The 15649-nt window shown below is 70.4% G+C and carries 19 protein-coding genes and 1 pseudogene; 15 read left to right on the top strand and 5 right to left on the bottom strand.

Going from position 1 to position 15649, the window contains the following annotated elements; translation table 11 throughout:
- Positions 1 to 113: 113 nt before the first annotated feature.
- From sdhC to E4O86_RS10625, 4 genes are read left to right on the top strand one after another with little or no spacing between them, the layout of a single operon-like run.
- Positions 114 to 512 (top strand): succinate dehydrogenase, cytochrome b556 subunit, encoded by a 399-nt coding sequence (sdhC, locus tag E4O86_RS10640; RefSeq protein ID WP_161140519.1) that lies wholly within the window; start codon positions 114 to 116, stop codon positions 510 to 512.
- A gap of 10 nt (positions 513 to 522) precedes the next feature.
- Positions 523 to 897, top strand: coding sequence for a succinate dehydrogenase, hydrophobic membrane anchor protein (gene sdhD / locus E4O86_RS10635; protein WP_161140518.1), 375 nt, complete (start codon positions 523 to 525; stop codon positions 895 to 897).
- A gap of 1 nt (position 898) precedes the next feature.
- Positions 899 to 2731 carry a succinate dehydrogenase flavoprotein subunit gene (sdhA, locus tag E4O86_RS10630; protein WP_161140517.1) on the top strand — a complete coding sequence of 611 codons (1833 nt, stop codon included), beginning with the start codon at positions 899 to 901 and terminating at the stop codon, positions 2729 to 2731.
- Between the two features lie 3 nt (positions 2732 to 2734).
- Positions 2735 to 3511 (top strand): succinate dehydrogenase iron-sulfur subunit, encoded by a 777-nt coding sequence (locus E4O86_RS10625; protein ID WP_161140516.1) that lies wholly within the window; start codon positions 2735 to 2737, stop codon positions 3509 to 3511.
- A gap of 34 nt (positions 3512 to 3545) precedes the next feature.
- Here E4O86_RS10625 and E4O86_RS10620 read toward each other — a convergent pair whose 3' ends face one another.
- Positions 3546 to 4070, bottom strand: a complete 525-nt coding sequence (locus tag E4O86_RS10620; protein WP_161140515.1) for a hypothetical protein — start codon at positions 4068 to 4070, stop codon at positions 3546 to 3548.
- 250 nt (positions 4071 to 4320) lie between these two features.
- On the opposite strand from E4O86_RS10620, the gene E4O86_RS10615 reads away from it, so the two are divergent.
- A complete protein-coding gene (locus E4O86_RS10615; RefSeq protein WP_161140514.1) occupies positions 4321 to 4710 on the top strand; it encodes a VOC family protein in 390 nt (129 codons plus the stop codon).
- A gap of 28 nt (positions 4711 to 4738) precedes the next feature.
- Here the strand turns inward: E4O86_RS10615 and E4O86_RS10610 are convergent, their stop codons facing one another.
- On the bottom strand, positions 4739 to 5209 hold the full coding sequence (locus E4O86_RS10610) for a PaaI family thioesterase (protein ID WP_161140513.1): 471 nt from the start codon (positions 5207 to 5209) through the stop codon (positions 4739 to 4741).
- 1 nt (position 5210) lies between these two features.
- Positions 5211 to 6032 carry an enoyl-ACP reductase FabI gene (gene fabI / locus E4O86_RS10605; protein WP_161140512.1) on the bottom strand — a complete coding sequence of 274 codons (822 nt, stop codon included), beginning with the start codon at positions 6030 to 6032 and terminating at the stop codon, positions 5211 to 5213.
- Positions 6033 to 6157: 125 nt separating this feature from the next.
- Between fabI and E4O86_RS10600 the strand changes: the two genes are divergently transcribed.
- The 5 genes and pseudogenes from E4O86_RS10600 to E4O86_RS10585 all read left to right on the top strand — a co-directional run bounded on the left by E4O86_RS10600 (position 6158) and on the right by E4O86_RS10585 (position 9285).
- Positions 6158 to 7582, top strand: a complete 1425-nt coding sequence (locus E4O86_RS10600; protein ID WP_161140511.1) for an FAD-binding oxidoreductase — start codon at positions 6158 to 6160, stop codon at positions 7580 to 7582.
- A gap of 12 nt (positions 7583 to 7594) precedes the next feature.
- Positions 7595 to 7972, top strand: a pseudogene (locus tag E4O86_RS23555) (NUDIX domain-containing protein); the annotation flags it as partial.
- A 126-nt stretch (positions 7973 to 8098) separates the two neighbouring features.
- Positions 8099 to 8485, top strand: coding sequence for a PRC-barrel domain-containing protein (locus tag E4O86_RS23550; protein ID WP_246206338.1), 387 nt, complete (start codon positions 8099 to 8101; stop codon positions 8483 to 8485).
- A gap of 22 nt (positions 8486 to 8507) precedes the next feature.
- Positions 8508 to 8945: a TIGR02301 family protein gene (locus tag E4O86_RS10590; protein ID WP_343039142.1), complete on the top strand. Its 438-nt coding sequence runs from the start codon at positions 8508 to 8510 to the stop codon at positions 8943 to 8945.
- 85 nt (positions 8946 to 9030) lie between these two features.
- On the top strand, positions 9031 to 9285 hold the full coding sequence (locus E4O86_RS10585; protein ID WP_161140508.1) for a hypothetical protein: 255 nt from the start codon (positions 9031 to 9033) through the stop codon (positions 9283 to 9285).
- Here the strand turns inward: E4O86_RS10585 and E4O86_RS10580 are convergent.
- Positions 9277 to 9915, bottom strand: coding sequence for a LysE family translocator (locus E4O86_RS10580; protein ID WP_161140507.1), 639 nt, complete (start codon positions 9913 to 9915; stop codon positions 9277 to 9279). The two genes, E4O86_RS10585 and E4O86_RS10580, sit on opposite strands and share 9 nt — an antisense overlap.
- 108 nt (positions 9916 to 10023) lie before the next feature.
- Here E4O86_RS10580 and E4O86_RS10575 point away from each other — a divergent pair, with 108 nt between their 5' ends.
- The gene (locus E4O86_RS10575) at positions 10024 to 10938 is read left to right on the top strand and encodes a hypothetical protein (protein ID WP_161140506.1); all 915 of its coding nucleotides are present in this window, start codon (positions 10024 to 10026) and stop codon (positions 10936 to 10938) included.
- Between the two features lie 4 nt (positions 10939 to 10942).
- On the opposite strand, the gene E4O86_RS10570 is transcribed toward E4O86_RS10575, so the two are convergent.
- Positions 10943 to 12364 carry a lipopolysaccharide biosynthesis protein gene (locus E4O86_RS10570; protein ID WP_161140505.1) on the bottom strand — a complete coding sequence of 474 codons (1422 nt, stop codon included), beginning with the start codon at positions 12362 to 12364 and terminating at the stop codon, positions 10943 to 10945.
- Between the two features lie 209 nt (positions 12365 to 12573).
- Here E4O86_RS10570 and ygfZ point away from each other — a divergent pair, with 209 nt between their 5' ends.
- The 4 genes from ygfZ to E4O86_RS10550 are packed head-to-tail and all read left to right on the top strand — an operon-like array spanning position 12574 to position 15600.
- Complete coding sequence (gene ygfZ, locus E4O86_RS10565) at positions 12574 to 13413, top strand: CAF17-like 4Fe-4S cluster assembly/insertion protein YgfZ (RefSeq protein ID WP_161140504.1); 840 nt, start codon at positions 12574 to 12576, stop codon at positions 13411 to 13413.
- Positions 13413 to 14063, top strand: coding sequence for an HD domain-containing protein (locus tag E4O86_RS10560; protein WP_161140503.1), 651 nt, complete (start codon positions 13413 to 13415; stop codon positions 14061 to 14063). Before ygfZ ends, E4O86_RS10560 begins: the two co-directional genes overlap by 1 nt.
- 9 nt (positions 14064 to 14072) lie before the next feature.
- Positions 14073 to 14591: a tyrosine phosphatase family protein gene (locus E4O86_RS10555; protein WP_161140502.1), complete on the top strand. Its 519-nt coding sequence runs from the start codon at positions 14073 to 14075 to the stop codon at positions 14589 to 14591.
- The gene (locus E4O86_RS10550; protein WP_161140501.1) at positions 14584 to 15600 is read left to right on the top strand and encodes an NUDIX hydrolase; all 1017 of its coding nucleotides are present in this window, start codon (positions 14584 to 14586) and stop codon (positions 15598 to 15600) included. Before E4O86_RS10555 ends, E4O86_RS10550 begins: the two co-directional genes overlap by 8 nt.
- Positions 15601 to 15649: the final 49 nt, after the last annotated feature.

The raw sequence follows: 15649 nt of genomic DNA, 5'->3' as shown, positions 1-15649 counted from the left end.
TAAGTCGCGTCCGCCGCGGCAATTTTGTCATTTTATTGCGTCGCATCATTTGAACTCGCGCGCGCTTGGCTCTATGAGCGTGTCCACATTCGGATACCGCAGGAGCTCCGGCCATGGCGCAGACCGACGTGAAGGCGGCGCGACCCCTCTCGCCGCACCTCACGGTGTGGCGACCAACGATCACGTATGTGATGTCGATCGTCCACCGCATCACCGGCGGCGCCCTCTATTTCGGCATGCTCCTCCTCGCCTGGTGGCTGGTTGCGATCGCGAGCGGGCCGGAAGCCTTCGGCACCGTCGACCGCTTCCTCGGATCCTGGTTCGGCATGCTGATCCTGTTCGGCTTCACCTGGGCCCTCCTGCACCACCTGCTCGGCGGCATCCGCCATCTCATCTGGGACACCGGCGCCGGTTTCAGCCGGGCGGGCCGAAACGGGCTCGCCTGGGCGACCATCATCGGGTCCGTCCTGCTCACGATCCTCGTCTGGATCGTGGGCTTCGTCGCGCGTTAGGAAGAGCGAGATGCGTACAGCGCTTGGAGAAGTCCGCGGCCTCGGCTCCGCCAAGGCGGGTACCGGCCATTTCGTCGTTCAGCGGCTGACCTCGGTCAGCGGCGCCATCCTCATCACCGCCTTCGTCATTCTCGTGATCGCGCTGAACGGGGCGAGCTACGAGGAGGTGCGCGCCACGCTCGCCTCGCCGCTGGTGACGGTGATCATGCTCGGCGCGGTCATCTCGACCGTCATCCACATGCGGATCGGCATGCAGGTCATCATCGAGGACTACGTCCACGGCGACCTGCCGAAGCTTGCGCTCGTCGCCGGCAACTGGATCCTCGCCTGGGCCATCGGGCTCACCTGTATCGTGGCGATCCTGAAGATCGCCTTCGGAGGCTGAGATGGCCGAACCTGCCACAGCGAACGGGGCGGCGCCGGCCGTCAACGGACGCGCCTATCCCGTCACGGACCACGAATTCGACGTCGTCGTCGTCGGCGCCGGCGGCGCCGGGCTCCGCGCCACGCTCGGCTGCAGCCAGGCCGGCCTGCGGACCGCCTGCATCACCAAGGTGTTTCCGACCCGCTCGCACACCGTCGCGGCGCAAGGCGGGATCGCCGCCTCGCTGGGCAATATGGGTCCGGACGACTGGCGCTGGCACATGTACGACACCGTCAAGGGCTCCGACTGGCTCGGCGACCAGGACGCGATCGAATATCTCTGCCGCAACGCGCCGGAGGCCGTCTACGAGCTCGAGCACTGGGGCGTGCCGTTCTCGCGCACGGAGGACGGCCGGATCTACCAGCGCCCGTTCGGCGGCATGACCACGAATTACGGCAAGGGCACCGCGCAGCGCACCTGCGCCGCCGCCGACCGCACCGGCCACGCCATGCTGCACACCATGTACGGCCAGGCGGTCCGGAACTCGGCGCAGTTCTTCGTCGAGTACTTCGCGATCGACCTCCTGATGGACGATGGCGCCTGCCGCGGCGTCGTCGCGCTCAGCATGGACGACGGCACCGTCCACCGCTTCCGGGCGCGCAAGACCATCCTCGCGACCGGCGGCTACGGCCGCGCCTACTTCTCGTGCACCTCGGCGCACACCTGCACCGGCGACGGCAACGCGATGGTGCTCCGCGCCGGCCTGCCGCTGCAGGACATGGAGTTCGTGCAGTTCCACCCGACCGGCATCTACGGCTCGGGCTGCCTCATCACCGAGGGCGCGCGCGGCGAGGGCGGCTATCTCACCAATTCGGAAGGCGAGCGCTTCATGGAGCGCTACGCGCCCTCGGCGAAGGACCTCGCCTCGCGCGACGTCGTCTCGCGCGCCATGACGATGGAGATCCGCGAGGGCCGCGGCGTCGGCAAGGAGAAGGACCACATCCATCTCCATCTCGAGCATCTCGATCCGGCGGTGCTCCACGAGCGGCTGCCGGGCATCTCCGAGACGGCGAAGATCTTCGCCGGCGTCGACGTCACGCGCGAGCCGATCCCGATCCTGCCGACCGTCCACTACAACATGGGCGGCATCCCGACGAACTATCACGGCGAGGTGCTGACCAAGGTCGACGGCGATCCGGATGCGGTCGTTCCCGGCCTGATGGCGGTCGGCGAGGCCGCCTGCGTGTCGGTCCACGGGGCGAACCGGCTCGGTTCGAACTCGCTCGTCGACCTCGTCGTGTTCGGCCGCGCGGCCGGCCAGCGCTGCGCCGATACCGTGGCGCGCGGGGAATCGCATCCGGAGCTTCCGGAAAGCGCCACCGACGTCGCCTTGACGCGGCTCGACCGCGCCCGCCACGCCAATGGCGGCACGCCGACCGCCGAGCTCCGCAGCCGGATGCAGCGCGTCATGCAGAGCAATTGCGCCGTGTTCCGCACCGGCGAGGTGCTGCAGGAGGGCCATGAGCTCATCCATGACGTCTGGCGCGGCTCGGACGACATCCGCGTCAGCGACCGGTCGCTGATCTGGAACACCGATCTCATCGAGACCCTCGAATACCAGAACCTCATCATCCAGGCCGTGGTGACCATGGATTCGGCGGTCAACCGGACCGAGAGCCGCGGCGCGCATGCCCGCGAGGATTTCCCCGACCGCGACGACGTGAACTGGATGAAGCACACGCTCGCCTTCTGCGACCAGTCGGCGCACACCGTCGCGATCGACTTCCGGCCGGTCCACACCTACACGCTCACCAACGACGTCCAGTACGTCGAGCCGAAGAAGCGGGTCTACTGACGCATGGTCCAGCTCACACTCCCGAAGAACTCAACCATCACGGAAGGCAAGGTCTGGCCGAAGCCGGCCGCCAGCAGGACCAAGGAGTTCCGGATCTACCGCTGGGATCCGGACGACGGCCGCAATCCGCGCATCGACACGTTCCACGTGAATGTCGACGATTGCGGGCCGATGGTCCTCGACGCGCTGCTCTGGATCAAGAACAAGGTCGACCCGACGCTCACGCTCCGCCGCTCCTGCCGGGAGGGCATCTGCGGTTCCTGCGCGATGAACATCGACGGCATGAACACGCTCGCCTGCACCAAGGGCTATGACGAGGTGAAGGGCGCGGTGAAGGTGTACCCGCTGCCGCACATGCCGGTCGTGAAGGACCTCGTGCCGGACCTCACGCGCTTCTACGCGCAGCACGCCTTCATCCAGCCCTGGCTGAAGACCGCCTCGCCGACCCCGCAGAAGGAATGGCGGCAGTCGCGCGAGGACCGCTCCAAGCTCGACGGGCTCTACGAGTGCATCCTCTGCGCCTGCTGCACGACCTCCTGCCCGAGCTATTGGTGGAACGGCGACCGCTATCTCGGGCCTGCCGCGCTGCTGCAGGCCTATCGCTGGCTGATCGACAGCCGCGACGAATCGACCGGCGAGCGCCTCGACGATCTCGAGGATCCGTTCCGGCTCTATCGCTGCCACACCATCATGAACTGCGCCCAGACCTGCCCGAAGGGGCTCAATCCGGCCAAGGCGATCGCCGAGATCCGGAAGATGATGGTCGAGCGCCAGGTCTGACCGCGGCGCCTCCCGACCGCCGTCCGGGCCAGCCTCAGCGGGCCGCGACCGGCTTGCCCGGCGGGGCGGCCTCAGGGCTCTCCGGGCTGCGGGGCGGGCCGGGGATGCCTTTTCCGCCGCCCGCCTTCTCGCGCGCGAAGCGGACGCATTCGGCCACCATGGGCGCGCAGAAGGCATAGCGCCCGGAGATCGAATCGTTCGCTCCGGAATAGCCGATCCGCGTTACCTTTCCGTTCTGGAACACGACCTGCATCCGGCAATCGCCGCCGCCGTTCACGTTCATCGAGGCGCCGACGATGGTCGGCAGCACCGGGAGGCTGACGCCGACGGAGGACGCCGTCGTCTTCTCGTAGCTCCAGATCTCGAGCGTGTTCTGCTCGTAGCGTTTCGAGGGGAAGCCGGCGCAGAGGCGCATCTCGTTCTCGTTGAGGCCGACAAGCGCGGTGCGCGCCTCCTGGACAGGGCCGAACCGGGACGTGACGCAGCCGGCGAGCAGCACCGGGCCGAGCGCCACCGCCGACGCGCGAAGAACCGTGCGGACGAAAGCTCGTGCGCGCATCGCTCGTGGCCTCTGTCTCTGTGGAGGCACTCTTCGTCGAAGCCGCCGCTCCGCGCTCCCCATCGGCCCGGCGCCGGCGCCCTGTTTGACGACTTAGGCTGGCCGGCCGGGCCCGCAACCCGTCCGGCACCGAAAATGCTGCGCTGCGTCAGGAGCGCGCAGGCGCATCGCGAACCGGGCAGGCGGTCTTCGCGATCGCGGCGTTTCGTCCTAGGCTCCGACCCGTGAAGGAGATCGAGGGGACGTTTCCGTGATCGACCATATCGGCCTCGGCTTTTCCGATTTCGCGGCCGCCAGGCGCTTCTACGTGGAGGCGCTCGCGCCGCTCGGCATCGGCGTGGTCATGGAGGTGACCAAGGCGGAGACGGGCGGAAGCTACGAGGGCGCCGGGCTCGGCTCGGCGGGCAAGCCGTTCTTCTGGGTCCGGGGCGGCGGCCGGACCGCCCCGAAGGTGCACATCGCCTTCGCCGCGGAGGACCGCGCTTCGGTCGACGCCTTCCATGCGGCGGCGCTCGCGGCCGGCGGCCGCGACAACGGTGCGCCGGGGCTCCGCCCGGACTACCATCCGAACTATTACGCCGCCTTCGTGCTCGACCCGGACGGCCACAACATCGAGGCGGTTTGCCACAAGCCCGCCTGAGGCGCGGCCCGCCGGCTGCGGCCCGGCTTCACGGCCTGGCCGGGAAGATCATGCAGCTGCCGCTGCCATGCGCGAACAGGCGGCCCTCGTCGTCGCGCAGCCATGCCTCGGCGGTCGCCAGCCGCCGGCCGCGATGGATGATGCGGCCCTCGCAATGCATCGTCCCGGTCGAGGCCGTGATCGGGCGGATGAGGCTCACCTTGAACTCGACCGTGGTGTAGCCGTCGCCGGCCGAAAGCGTCGCGTGGACCGCGTAGGAGAGCGCCGAATCGAGGAGCGATGCCGCCCAGCCGCCATGCACCGCGCCGAGATTGTTGTAGAACATCTGGCTCGCGCAGCCGCGGAAGAGCGCCCGGCCGTACTCGACCTCCGCGAGGTGGAAATCGAGCACGCCGCCCATCGGCGCCTGCGGGTGGTCGCCGGCGATGATCCGGCGCAGGAAGGCGAGGCCGTCCTCCGAATCGGCCGCCGGCGCGGAGAGGTTCTCGCCTTCCGCCATCTCAGTCCTTCACGGTCGCGATGTCCGGCGCGTCGACCGCCTTCATGCCGACCACGTGATAGCCGGCATCGACATGGTGCACCTCGCCCGTCACCGAGCGGCCCATGTCGGAAAGCAGGTAGACGGCCGAGTGCCCGACATCCTCGATGGAGACGGTCCGCCGCAGCGGCGCATTGTACTCGTTCCACTTCAGGATGTAGCGGAAATCGCCGATGCCCGAGGCCGCCAGCGTCTTGATCGGGCCGGCGGAGATCGCGTTGACGCGGATGCCCTTGGGGCCGAGATCGACGGCCAGATAGCGCACGCTCGCCTCCAGCGCCGCCTTGGCGACGCCCATCACGTTATAGTGCGGCATCACCTTCTCCGCGCCGTAATAGGTCAGCGTGAGGATGGAGCCGCCATTCGTCATTAGCCTTTCGGCGCGCTGCGCGATCGCCGTCAGCGAATAGCAGGAGATCTGCATCGTCCGGGCGAAGTTCGCCTCGGTGGTGTCGACATAGCGCCCGTCGAGCTCGTTCTTCTCGGAGAAGGCGATGGCATGGACCAGGAAATCGAGCTCGCCCCATTCCTCGCGCAGCCTCGCGAAGACGGCGTCGATCGTCTCGCCGGAGGTGACGTCGCAGTGCCCGATGACGAGGGCGTCGAGCTCGGCCGCAAGCGGCTCGACGCGCTTGCGCAGCGCGTCGCCCTGGAACGTGAAGGCGAGCTCCGCGCCGGCCTCGTGCGCCGCCTTGGCGATGCCCCAGGCGAGCGAACGATTGTTCGCGACCCCCATGATGAGGCCCCGCTTGCCGCGCATCAGTCCGTTGTTCTCGGCGCTCATCTGGTCCTGCCCGCTCTGCCGACGGCAAGAGACTACCCGACCGCCGCTGCCGGCCCTAATGGCATGACGTGCCGCGGCCATCAAGCCGCCTCGACGGCGCCGGTATGGCCCCTTATGTTCCGGCCATGGCTGAAGATCCTGACAGCGCCCGGCTTCTCGCGAGGCTCGCCGCCATCGTCGGAGAGCGGAACGTCCTCACCGATCCCGCCGAGCAGGCGCGCTATTTGGAGGAATGGCGCGGCCTCTATCACGGCCTTACGCCGGCGGTGATTCGACCCGCCACGGCGGACGAGGTGGCGGCGGTGCTGAAGGTGGCGTCGGAGACCCGCACGCCGGTGGTGCCGCAGAGCGGGAACACCGGTCTCGTGGGCGGCCAGGTGCCGGACGAGAGCGGGCACGAGCTCGTCGTCTCGCTCGACCGGCTCGACCGCATCCGCGCGATCGACGTGGAGGGCGGCACCATGACGGTCGAGGCCGGCACGGTGCTCCAGCGGGTCCAGGAGGCTGCCGAGGAGGCGGGGCTCTTCTTTCCGCTCTCGCTCGGCTCGCAGGGTTCCTGCCGGATCGGGGGCAACATCTCGTCGAATGCGGGCGGCACCGGCGTGCTCTCCTACGGCAATACGCGCAGCCTCGTGCTCGGGCTCGAGGTCGCGCTGCCGAGCGGCGAGCTCTGGAACGGGCTGCGGGCGCTGCACAAGGACAATTCGGGCTACGACCTGAAGCAGCTCTTCATCGGCGCGGAAGGAACGCTCGGGATCGTCACCGCCGCCGTCCTGAAGCTCTTCGCCAAGCCGCGGGGCAGGAGCGTCGCCTTCGTCGGGCTCTCCGCGCCGCGCCAGGCGCTCGGCCTCTTCCAGCTCGCGCGGGAGCGGACGGGCTCGCTCCTCACCGGCTTCGAGCTGATCGGCCGGACCGGACTGGAATTCGCCGTCCGGCATCTCCCGGGCGCGCGCGATCCGCTCGCCGAGGCGCATTCCTGGTACGTCCTGCTTGAAATATCGTCGGGCCGCAGCGAGGCGGACGCGCAGGAGCTGATGGAGGCGGTCCTGTCGGCCGCCTTCCAGGACGGGCTGCTGGCCGATGCGACGATCGCGAGCTCCGGCGAGCAGCAGGCCGCGTTCTGGGAGCTGCGTCACGGCCTGAGCGAGGTGCAGAAGCACGAGGGCGCCTCGGTGAAGCACGACGTGTCCGTCGCGGTCCATCTCATCCCGGAATTCATCGAGCGGGCGCTCGCCGCGGTCACGGCAACCGTCCCGGGCTGCCGGCCGGTTCCGTTCGGCCACATGGGCGACGGCAACATCCACTTCAACATCAGCCAGCCGGTCGGCGCTGCGCCGGGAGGCTTCATGGCGCGCGCCGGCGCCCTCAACGACGCCGTGCACGGCATCATCGCCGATCTCGGCGGCTCGATCGCCGCCGAGCACGGGATCGGCCGCTCGAAGCGGGAGCTCCTGAGGCGCGTGCGCGCGCCGCTCGAACTCGACCTGATGCGGCGCGTGAAGGCGGCGATCGACCCGCTCGGGATCATGAATCCCGGCCGGGTGATCTGACCGGACCGGCAGGTGACGGACGCCGTCGAGCCCGCGGCCGGCGCGGGCGGCCTCACCGAAGCGGCGAGCGTGGTGCTCCTCCGCCCGGATTCGGTCCTCCTGGTCGAGCGCGGCAGGCCGCCGGTCGCGGGTCGCTGGAGCTTTCCGGGAGGCCGGCTCGAATCCGGCGAGGCGCCGGAGAATGCGGCGCGCCGGGAGCTCTTCGAGGAGACCGGGATCCGCGCGGGGCGGCTGGTCCGGCTCGGGCGCTTCCACCCGGTCGGGGACCGCGCGCCGATCGTCCTCACGGTCTTTGCCGGGCACGCGCCGGAAGGTGTCGAGCCGGTCGCGGCAGACGACGCCTGCGCGGCAGAGTTCGTGCCGTTCGCGCGCGTCGGCGAGCGCCCGCTCACCCCGGGCGCCCTCGGCTGGGTCGCCCGGGCGATCGAGGCGGTCGGTCCCGCCGCGCCGTCCCTCTGCCGGAACGGCGGAAGCGGCGCGGCGTTGTCCGACCGGAGTCCCGGCGGTCCGCCGCCGATGGAGGCAGGCATGGCAGACACTGGCGCCGGCGCGCGCGTTTCCCCGACCCCGCTGATCGCCAGCGACCGCGTGGAGGGCACCGCCGTGCTGCGGCGGGACGGCGAGCGGATCGGCACGATCGAGCGGGTGATGATTGACAAGATGAGCGGCAGGGTGGCCTATGCCGTCATGGCGTTCGGCGGGTTCCTGGGGCTCGGCGAACGCTATTTCACCCTGCCCTGGTCGAAGCTCGACTACGATCCGGCCCTCGACGGCTACGTCGTCGACGTGACGGAGGACCAGCTCAAGGCTGCCCCGGATGTGGACGCGGAAGGCGAAGTCTGGACCGATCGCCGCCGGGAAGAAGAGCTCCACCGCTATTACGAGGCCCCGCCCTATTGGTGAGCGCACCCTGGATGCCGGGCTCGTGAGAGCCCGCGCGCTCGCGCTCCTGCTCGCGCTCGCCCTGGTCCCCGGCCTTCCGGGGATTGCCGCGCGCGCCGCGCAGAAATCCGGGACGCCGGCCCCGGCCGCGCCGGCCGCGCCCGCGCCCGAGCCGCCGCCTCCGGTCTACGACGCGTCCCTGCAGCGCCTCGCCGAGATCCTCGGCGCGCTGCATTTCCTGCGCGGCCTCTGCGGCGAGGACGACGCCGCGCTCTGGCAGGAGGAGATGCAGGCGCTGCTCGACGCCGAGAAGCCGGCGCCGACGCGCCGGGCGCAGCTCGTCGCGCGGTTCAACTACGGCTACGCGACCTACGATTCGGTCTACCGCACCTGCACGCCCAACGCGCGGCGCGCCATCGCGCTCTATCTCCAGGAAGGCCGCCGCCTCTCGGCCGACATCCGACGCCGGTTCGGCCAGTGACGCCGGCGTTAACGCATTCGTTACCGTTCTCGCCCGCCGGCCGCATGCCGTGGTATTGAGGTCGGACAGTCGAAAGGGGGGACGCGTGACCGGACCGGTGGACAGTGAAGGCGACGATCTGGGTCATCAGAAGCGGGAGGCCATGCGCCTCGTCTTCGAGGCCTGGGAAGAGGCGTCCGGGGCGGGAGTCGAACCGGAGGTGCTGGCGCATGTCTCGCTCTTCGCGGCGCTCCGCAACCTGGTCGAGATCTATGGCGAGGACGCGACGGCGGAATTCGCCGCGCGCCTTTCCGAGCGCATCCTCGACGGCGAGTTCACGGCCCCCATTCTGCTAAACTAGCTGCTGGATCCCGAGCTGGAGGAGGATCAGGGCGGCGAAGCCGATCAGCGCGAAGCCCGCCCAGTGGCTGAGCCGGTTGAGCCAGTCCTCGGGCAGGCGGTGGCGGTGCGTCGCGATCGTCGTCGCGACGAGCGTCCACCAGCAGAGGCAGCCGATCGCGACGCCGAGGACCAGCGTGAGGGCGGCGCCGATGTCGCCCTCCTCGGGCGCGAGCGGTCCGAGCGCGGAGAACAGGACGGCCGAGCCGAGCAGCGCGCCGGGATTGGTGATGGTGAGCGTGAAGGCGCCCAGGAACGCGCCGACGGCGCTTCGCCCGCCCGCGGCGCCGGGCCCCCTCAGCCGCGAATGCCGGCGCGCGATCCGCCATCCGACGGCAACGAGGAGCGCGGCTCCGACGATCTGCAGCAGCACGGCGTGATCTTCGAGCTCGTCGGAGATCGCCGAGACGCCGAAGGCGGCGACCGCCGCGAAGACCGTGTCGGCGAGCGCCCCGCCCGTGCCGGCCGCCATGGCCGCCGCGAAGCCCCGATGCACGGCGCGCTCCGCCGTCATGATGGCCACCGCTCCGACCGGTATCGAGACGGCAATTCCGATCAGGAAGCCGATCAGAACGTGGATCAGTGCGGACATCGCATCTCGGAGAACGGGGGAGCGCCGGTTTCGGCGCTTTCAACGCGCCATTCCGAGGGCTATCAGATTCCGCTCATCGAGACACGGGCTGCGCATGCGGAGGGACAGATGAGATCGGCACGGCTCGCTTCGGCGGCGATCCTCGGCTTCGTGGCCATGGCCGTCCATGCGCAGGCGTCGGGCGAGCCGGTTCGGTCCGCAGAGACGCGGCCAACATGGCTCGCCCAGGCCGGCACACAGATGCCGGCGATCGCGCCCGGCGGCCCGGGCGAGGAGGCGCCGGGGGCGGAGCCGCCTGCCGCGCCGGAGGGGCCGGAGGGAATGCCGCAGGAGCCGGGGGCGGAGCCGGACAACCCGGACGCCGCTCAGGGGCCGATGGAAGCGCCCCCGCCGGAGGGCGGCCCGTCCGAGAGCGGCCCGTCTGACGAGGGCGCGCCGGCGCCAGGCGAGGTCCCGGAATCGGCCGAGCCGACGCCCGGGCCGGGTGCCCCGGAGCCTTCGGCCCCGGGCGAAGGCAAGATCCTGACGCAGCCGCCGCCCGGGCCCGATTCGGCCCTGCCGAGCATCCTGCGCTCGCCCGACGACATGCCCGAGCCTGTCCGGAAGACCTGGGCGGACATCATGGCGGCCGCCCGCTCCGGCGACATCGAGCGCCTCCGGCCGCTGATCCGGCGCCAGGCCGACCCCCCGCTCTTTGCGCTCGACGCGGAGCTCGACGACCCGGTCGAGTACCTGAAGAGCCTTTCCGGCGACCCGGAGGGCCGGGAGATCCTGGCGATTCTTCTCGAGGTGCTCGAGGCCGGCTTCGTCCATGTCGACCAGGGCACGGCCGACGACATGTATGTCTGGCCCTATTTCGCGCAATATCCGATCGACGCGCTGTCGCCCGAGCAGATGGTGGAGATGTACACGCTCCTCACCTCCGCGGACTATCAGGAGATGCGCTCCTACGGCGCCTACATCTTCTTCAGGGTCGGCATTTCCCCGGACGGCCGCTGGCGCTTCTTCGTCGCCGGCGATTGAGCGGCTATTCCGCCGGTGCGGCCGATTCCCGCGCCGGCAGCATGCCCTTCAGCGCGTCCAGCGAGGGGCGCGCCGCCAGGATCGTCGTGTCGATGCCGAGGCGCTTGCGCGCGGCGAGCGCGAGCCAGAAGGCGCGCAGGCAGAGCGCGGCCGAGGTGCCGAGCGCCGCACCGGCGATCCCGAACGGGATGATGAGGGCGACGTTGAGCGCGACGTTGATCGCGATCGTCACGACATAGGTCCAGGCCGCCCAGGGGGCGTGGCCGGTCATGTTGAGGAGATCCTCCGCCGGGCCGGCGGCGACCCGGACGATCAGCCCGACGCTGAGGATCAAGAGCGTGACGAACCCTGCGTCGTAATTGGAGCCGAAGAGGCCGAGGAGCAGGTGCCCGCCGGCGATCACCGCCAGCGCGACGAGGACGGAGATCGCCGTCGTCCAGAACGTCACCTCGTGGGTGATGCGCGTCAGCCGCTCCGAATTGCCGAGCGCGTGGTTGGCGGAGAACAGCTGGGCCGTGCCGACCGAGGCTGCGAACGGGATGAGCTGGATCACCTGGATGATCCGCGTCGCGGCGAAATAGATCGCGAGCTCGTCCGGCCCCACGAAGAAGGAAAGCACCAGCACGTCGGCGAAGGCGAAGAGCTGCGCGGTCCCGTACATCACCGAGAAGGGGATCGAGCCCTTGATCCACTCGACCCGGCGGTAGGCGGCCGGGCCGTCCTCGACCACCTTGGAGAGCCGGCGGGTGATGCTCATCCATTGCGACACGAGCGAGACGAGAAGCGTCGCGATCAGGCAGACATAGGCGGTGGCGGCGGTCGGAGCGGCGCCGAGCGCGACGGCGAGCACCATCAGGATGAGCAGCAGGCCGTGGCGCATGATGTAGACGGGAAAGAGCGCCGGCATCGTCCACGAATAGGCGCGCCCGACCCCCTCCAGATAGCCCTGCAGCGAGGCGAAGGGCAGGCCTATCAGCATCAGGAGCAGCGGCAGGACGTAGGCGCTCTCCAGGAGGTCGCGCGCGATCAGGATCAGCGCGGCGCTGAGGAGACCGAAGCCCACTGCAGCGATGGCGACCACGACCCAGCCGGCCCGCAGGAAACCGCGGAGATGGTCGAAGTCGCCGCGCTCGCGATATTGCGGAAGGTAGCGGATCGGCGCCTCGGCGAAGCCGAGATTGGCGACCGTGCCGATCACCAGGAACCAGACCCAGACATAGGCGAACACGCCGTACTCGAACTGGCCCATCAGCCGGGCCATCACCACCTGCGCCACATAGACGAGGACGGCGTTGGCGAGCCGGATCACGAAGGCGAGGATCGTCGCGCGGCGCGCCAGCGACGGCTCGTCCTCGGCCGTCATCGTATGGCGGACGATGGCCCAGACGCGTCTGCCGATCTCGGCGTAGGAATTGCCGTTCTTCAAGCGCGCCTCGCCGCTGGCTGGTGCCCCGTGCTCGATGCGGAGATTTAGCAGATGCCGCTTAAGGAGCTGTAAGCTAACCGCCCGCGTGGTTACCGTTTGGCCCGCCCCAGGCGTTTCCGGCCGGTGAGCCGGCCCGGCGTGCGGGCTTGTTGCGCGCGGCGGCTCCGCTAGCCTAGAGATGCCGTCAGACCCCGGAGAAGCGTGCGATCATGCCGATAGCCTGCCTTCACGACCGTGCGATCCTGTCGGTCTCCGGTCCCGATGCCGCGGCCTTCCTCCAGAACATCGTGACGGCCGACGTCGCGGCGGTCGGGCCGGAGGCTCCCGGCTACGGTGCGCTGCTCACGCCGCAGGGCAAGATCCTCGCCGATTTCCTCCTGCACCGGCAGAGCGAGGGCTTTGCGGTCGACCTCCGCGCCGATCAGGCCGCGGGCATCGCCAAACGGCTCGCGCTCTACCGGCTCCGCGCGCGGGTCGAGATCGGTCCGCCCGCCGACGACCTTTCCGTCTTCGCCGCCTGGGACGGCGCGGAGGCGGGCCGGCCCCCCGATCCGCGTCTCGCCGCGCTCGGCGGCCGCTGGGTGGCGCCGCAGGCGAGCGTCTTCGCGGATGCCGAGCAGGAGGCCTGGCACCGGCACCGGATCGCGCTCGCCGTCCCCGAGGGCGGCCTCGATTTCGTCTTCGGCGACGCCTTTCCGCACGACGCGGCCATGGATTCCCTGAACGGCGTCGCATTCGGGAAGGGCTGCTACATCGGCCAGGAGGTGGTCAGCCGGATGCGCCATCGCGGCACGGCCCGGCGCCGCATCGTGGCGGTGCACGGCGAAGGCCCGCTGCCGGAGCCGGGCGCGGAGATCGTCGCCGGCGAGCGTCCGCTCGGCCGTCTCGGCTCTTCCGCCGGCGCGACCGGTATCGGCCTGGTCCGCCTCGACCGGCTCCGGGAAGCGCTCGATCTCGGCCTGCCGGTCCGCGCCGGCCCGGAGGAGGTGAAGCTCGCGCTGCCGGCCTGGGCGACCTATGGCTGGCCGGACGCGGGAGGGGAGGCCTGATGCCCGACCGGTCGGGCGCGCCCCCGCGCGCGTGGCAGCGCATGCTGTCGGGCCGCCGGCTCGACCTTCTCGATCCGTCGCCGCTCGACATCGAACTCGCCGACATCGCCCACGGGCTCGCCCGCGTCGCCCGCTGGAACGGCCAGACGCGCGGCGACCATGCCTATTCGGTCGCCCAGCACTCGCTGCTCGTCGAGCGGATCGCCATGATGCGACGGCCCGCTTCGGCTCCTGCCGAGCGGCTGACGGCGCTCCTCCACGACGCGCCGGAATACGTGATCGGCGACATCATCTCGCCGTTCAAGGCGGTCCTCGGCGGCCGCTACAAGGCGGTGGAGCAGCGTCTCCTCGCCGCGATCCGCATCCGCTACGGCCTGCCGCCGGAGCCTCCCCGTCCGCTCGCCGCGGCCGTCAAGCGGGCCGACCAGGTGGCCGCCTACCTGGAGGCGACCATGCTCGCCGGCTTCTCGGACGCGGAGGCGCGGCGCTATTTTGGCAGGCCGGAGGAATTCGCGTCCGGCGATCTCGGCGATCTGCTCGAGCCCTGGTCCGCAGTCCGGGCCGAATCCCGCTATATCGAGGCCGTTGCGGTGCAGGCGGCGCAGATCGGAAGCATGGCGGAGCGGAGCGAAATCGCTGCCTCCGGCTGAGGAGCGAAGATGAGCACCATCCATGTCTGTCCGCTGTCGCGGCTCGGCGAGACGGTCGAGATCTGCGGCGCCCGGCATGTCGTCACCCTGCTCGGCGACCTCACGCGCGTGAGCCGGCCGGCATGCGTCAGCGAGGCCGACCATCTCGTGCTCGGCTTCAACGATATCGCCGAGCCGATGGAGGGCTTCGTGGCGCCCGGCGAGGCCCATGTGCGCCGGTTCCTCGATTTCGTGCAGCGCTGGGACCGTTCCGCGCCGCTCGTGATCCACTGCTTCGCGGGGGTGAGCCGTTCGACGGCGGCCGCCTATACGGCGCTCTGCGCGCTCCGGCCGGATCTCGACGAGGAGCAGACCGCCTGGCGGCTCCGCAGCCTCTCGCCGCAGGCAACGCCGAACCGGCTCTTCGTCTCGATCGCAGATGCCCTCCTTGCCCGCGACGGAAGGATGATCGCCGCGGTCGAGCGGATCGGCCGCGGGGCCGACTGCTTCGAGGGCACGGTCTTCTCGCTCGACGTCGCGGATGGCTGAGCCTTTGCCGCATCCGCCCGGTCCGCCCGTCCGTCCGCCGGCGATCGAAATCGGCCTCAACGCGGCCATCGTCGCCGTCGACGGCCACACGCCGCTCATCCTCGTCATCGCGCCGCCGGCCCAGGATGGCACCGAGAGCCTCCCGTTCGGCCTGTTCGACCCGCTCCGCCACCGCACGATGGAGATCGGGCTCCGCGACTGGGTGGTGGCGCAGACGCAGCTCCGGCTTGGCTACGTGGAGCAGCTCTATACGTTCGGCGACCGCGGCCGGCTGGCCCAGCCCGGCGATGCCGCGCCGCACGTCATGTCGGTCGGCTATCTCGCGCTCACGCGGCGCTCGGCGGATTCCGCGGAGGCGCTCGCCCGGTCGCGCGCCGAATGGCGCGACTGGTACGATTATTTCCCCTGGGAGGACTGGCGCGGCGGACCGCCGCCCCAGCTCGCCTCCGTCATCCTTCCCGCGCTCGCCGCCTGGTGCGCACGGCCGCCGGAGGAGCCGGCATCCAGCCATCCGATCGGCCGGCGCGACCGCGTCCGCCTTGCCTTCGGTCAGGACGGGCTGCCCTGGGACGAGGAGAGGGTGCTCGAGCGCTTCGAGCTCCTCTACGAGGCGGGGCTCGCGGAAGAGGCGGTGCGCGACGGGCGGGCCTCCCCCGGTCCCTGGCCGGACCCGCCCCGGCTCGGCCGGCCCATGCAGCACGACCACCGGCGCATCCTGGCGACGGCGATCTCGCGGCTCCGCGGCAAGCTGAAATACCGTCCCGTCGTGTTCGAGCTGATGGCGGAGACGTTCACGCTGACGGAGCTTCAGCGCACGGTGGAGGCGATCTCGGGCCGCCATCTCCACAAGCAGAACTTCCGAAGGCTGGTGGAGCAGGGCGATCTCGTCGAGAGGACCGGCGGGGCGAGCCTCTCCACAGGCGGCCGCCCGGCCGCGCTCTTCCGGTTCCGGCGCGAGGTCATGCAGGAGCGGCCGGCGCCGGGCCTTCGGCTCGGGGTCCGCTCGTGAAGCGCACGCCGCGCCGCCCCCGCCGGCGCGCCCGGCGTCCGGCCCGCAG

The sequence above is a fragment of the Propylenella binzhouense genome (assembly GCF_009866965.1).
Classification (GTDB): domain Bacteria; phylum Pseudomonadota; class Alphaproteobacteria; order Rhizobiales; family Afifellaceae; genus Propylenella; species Propylenella binzhouense.
The sequence above is the reverse complement of the archived record's forward strand: the minus strand, read 5'-3'. Positions and strand labels throughout refer to the sequence as shown.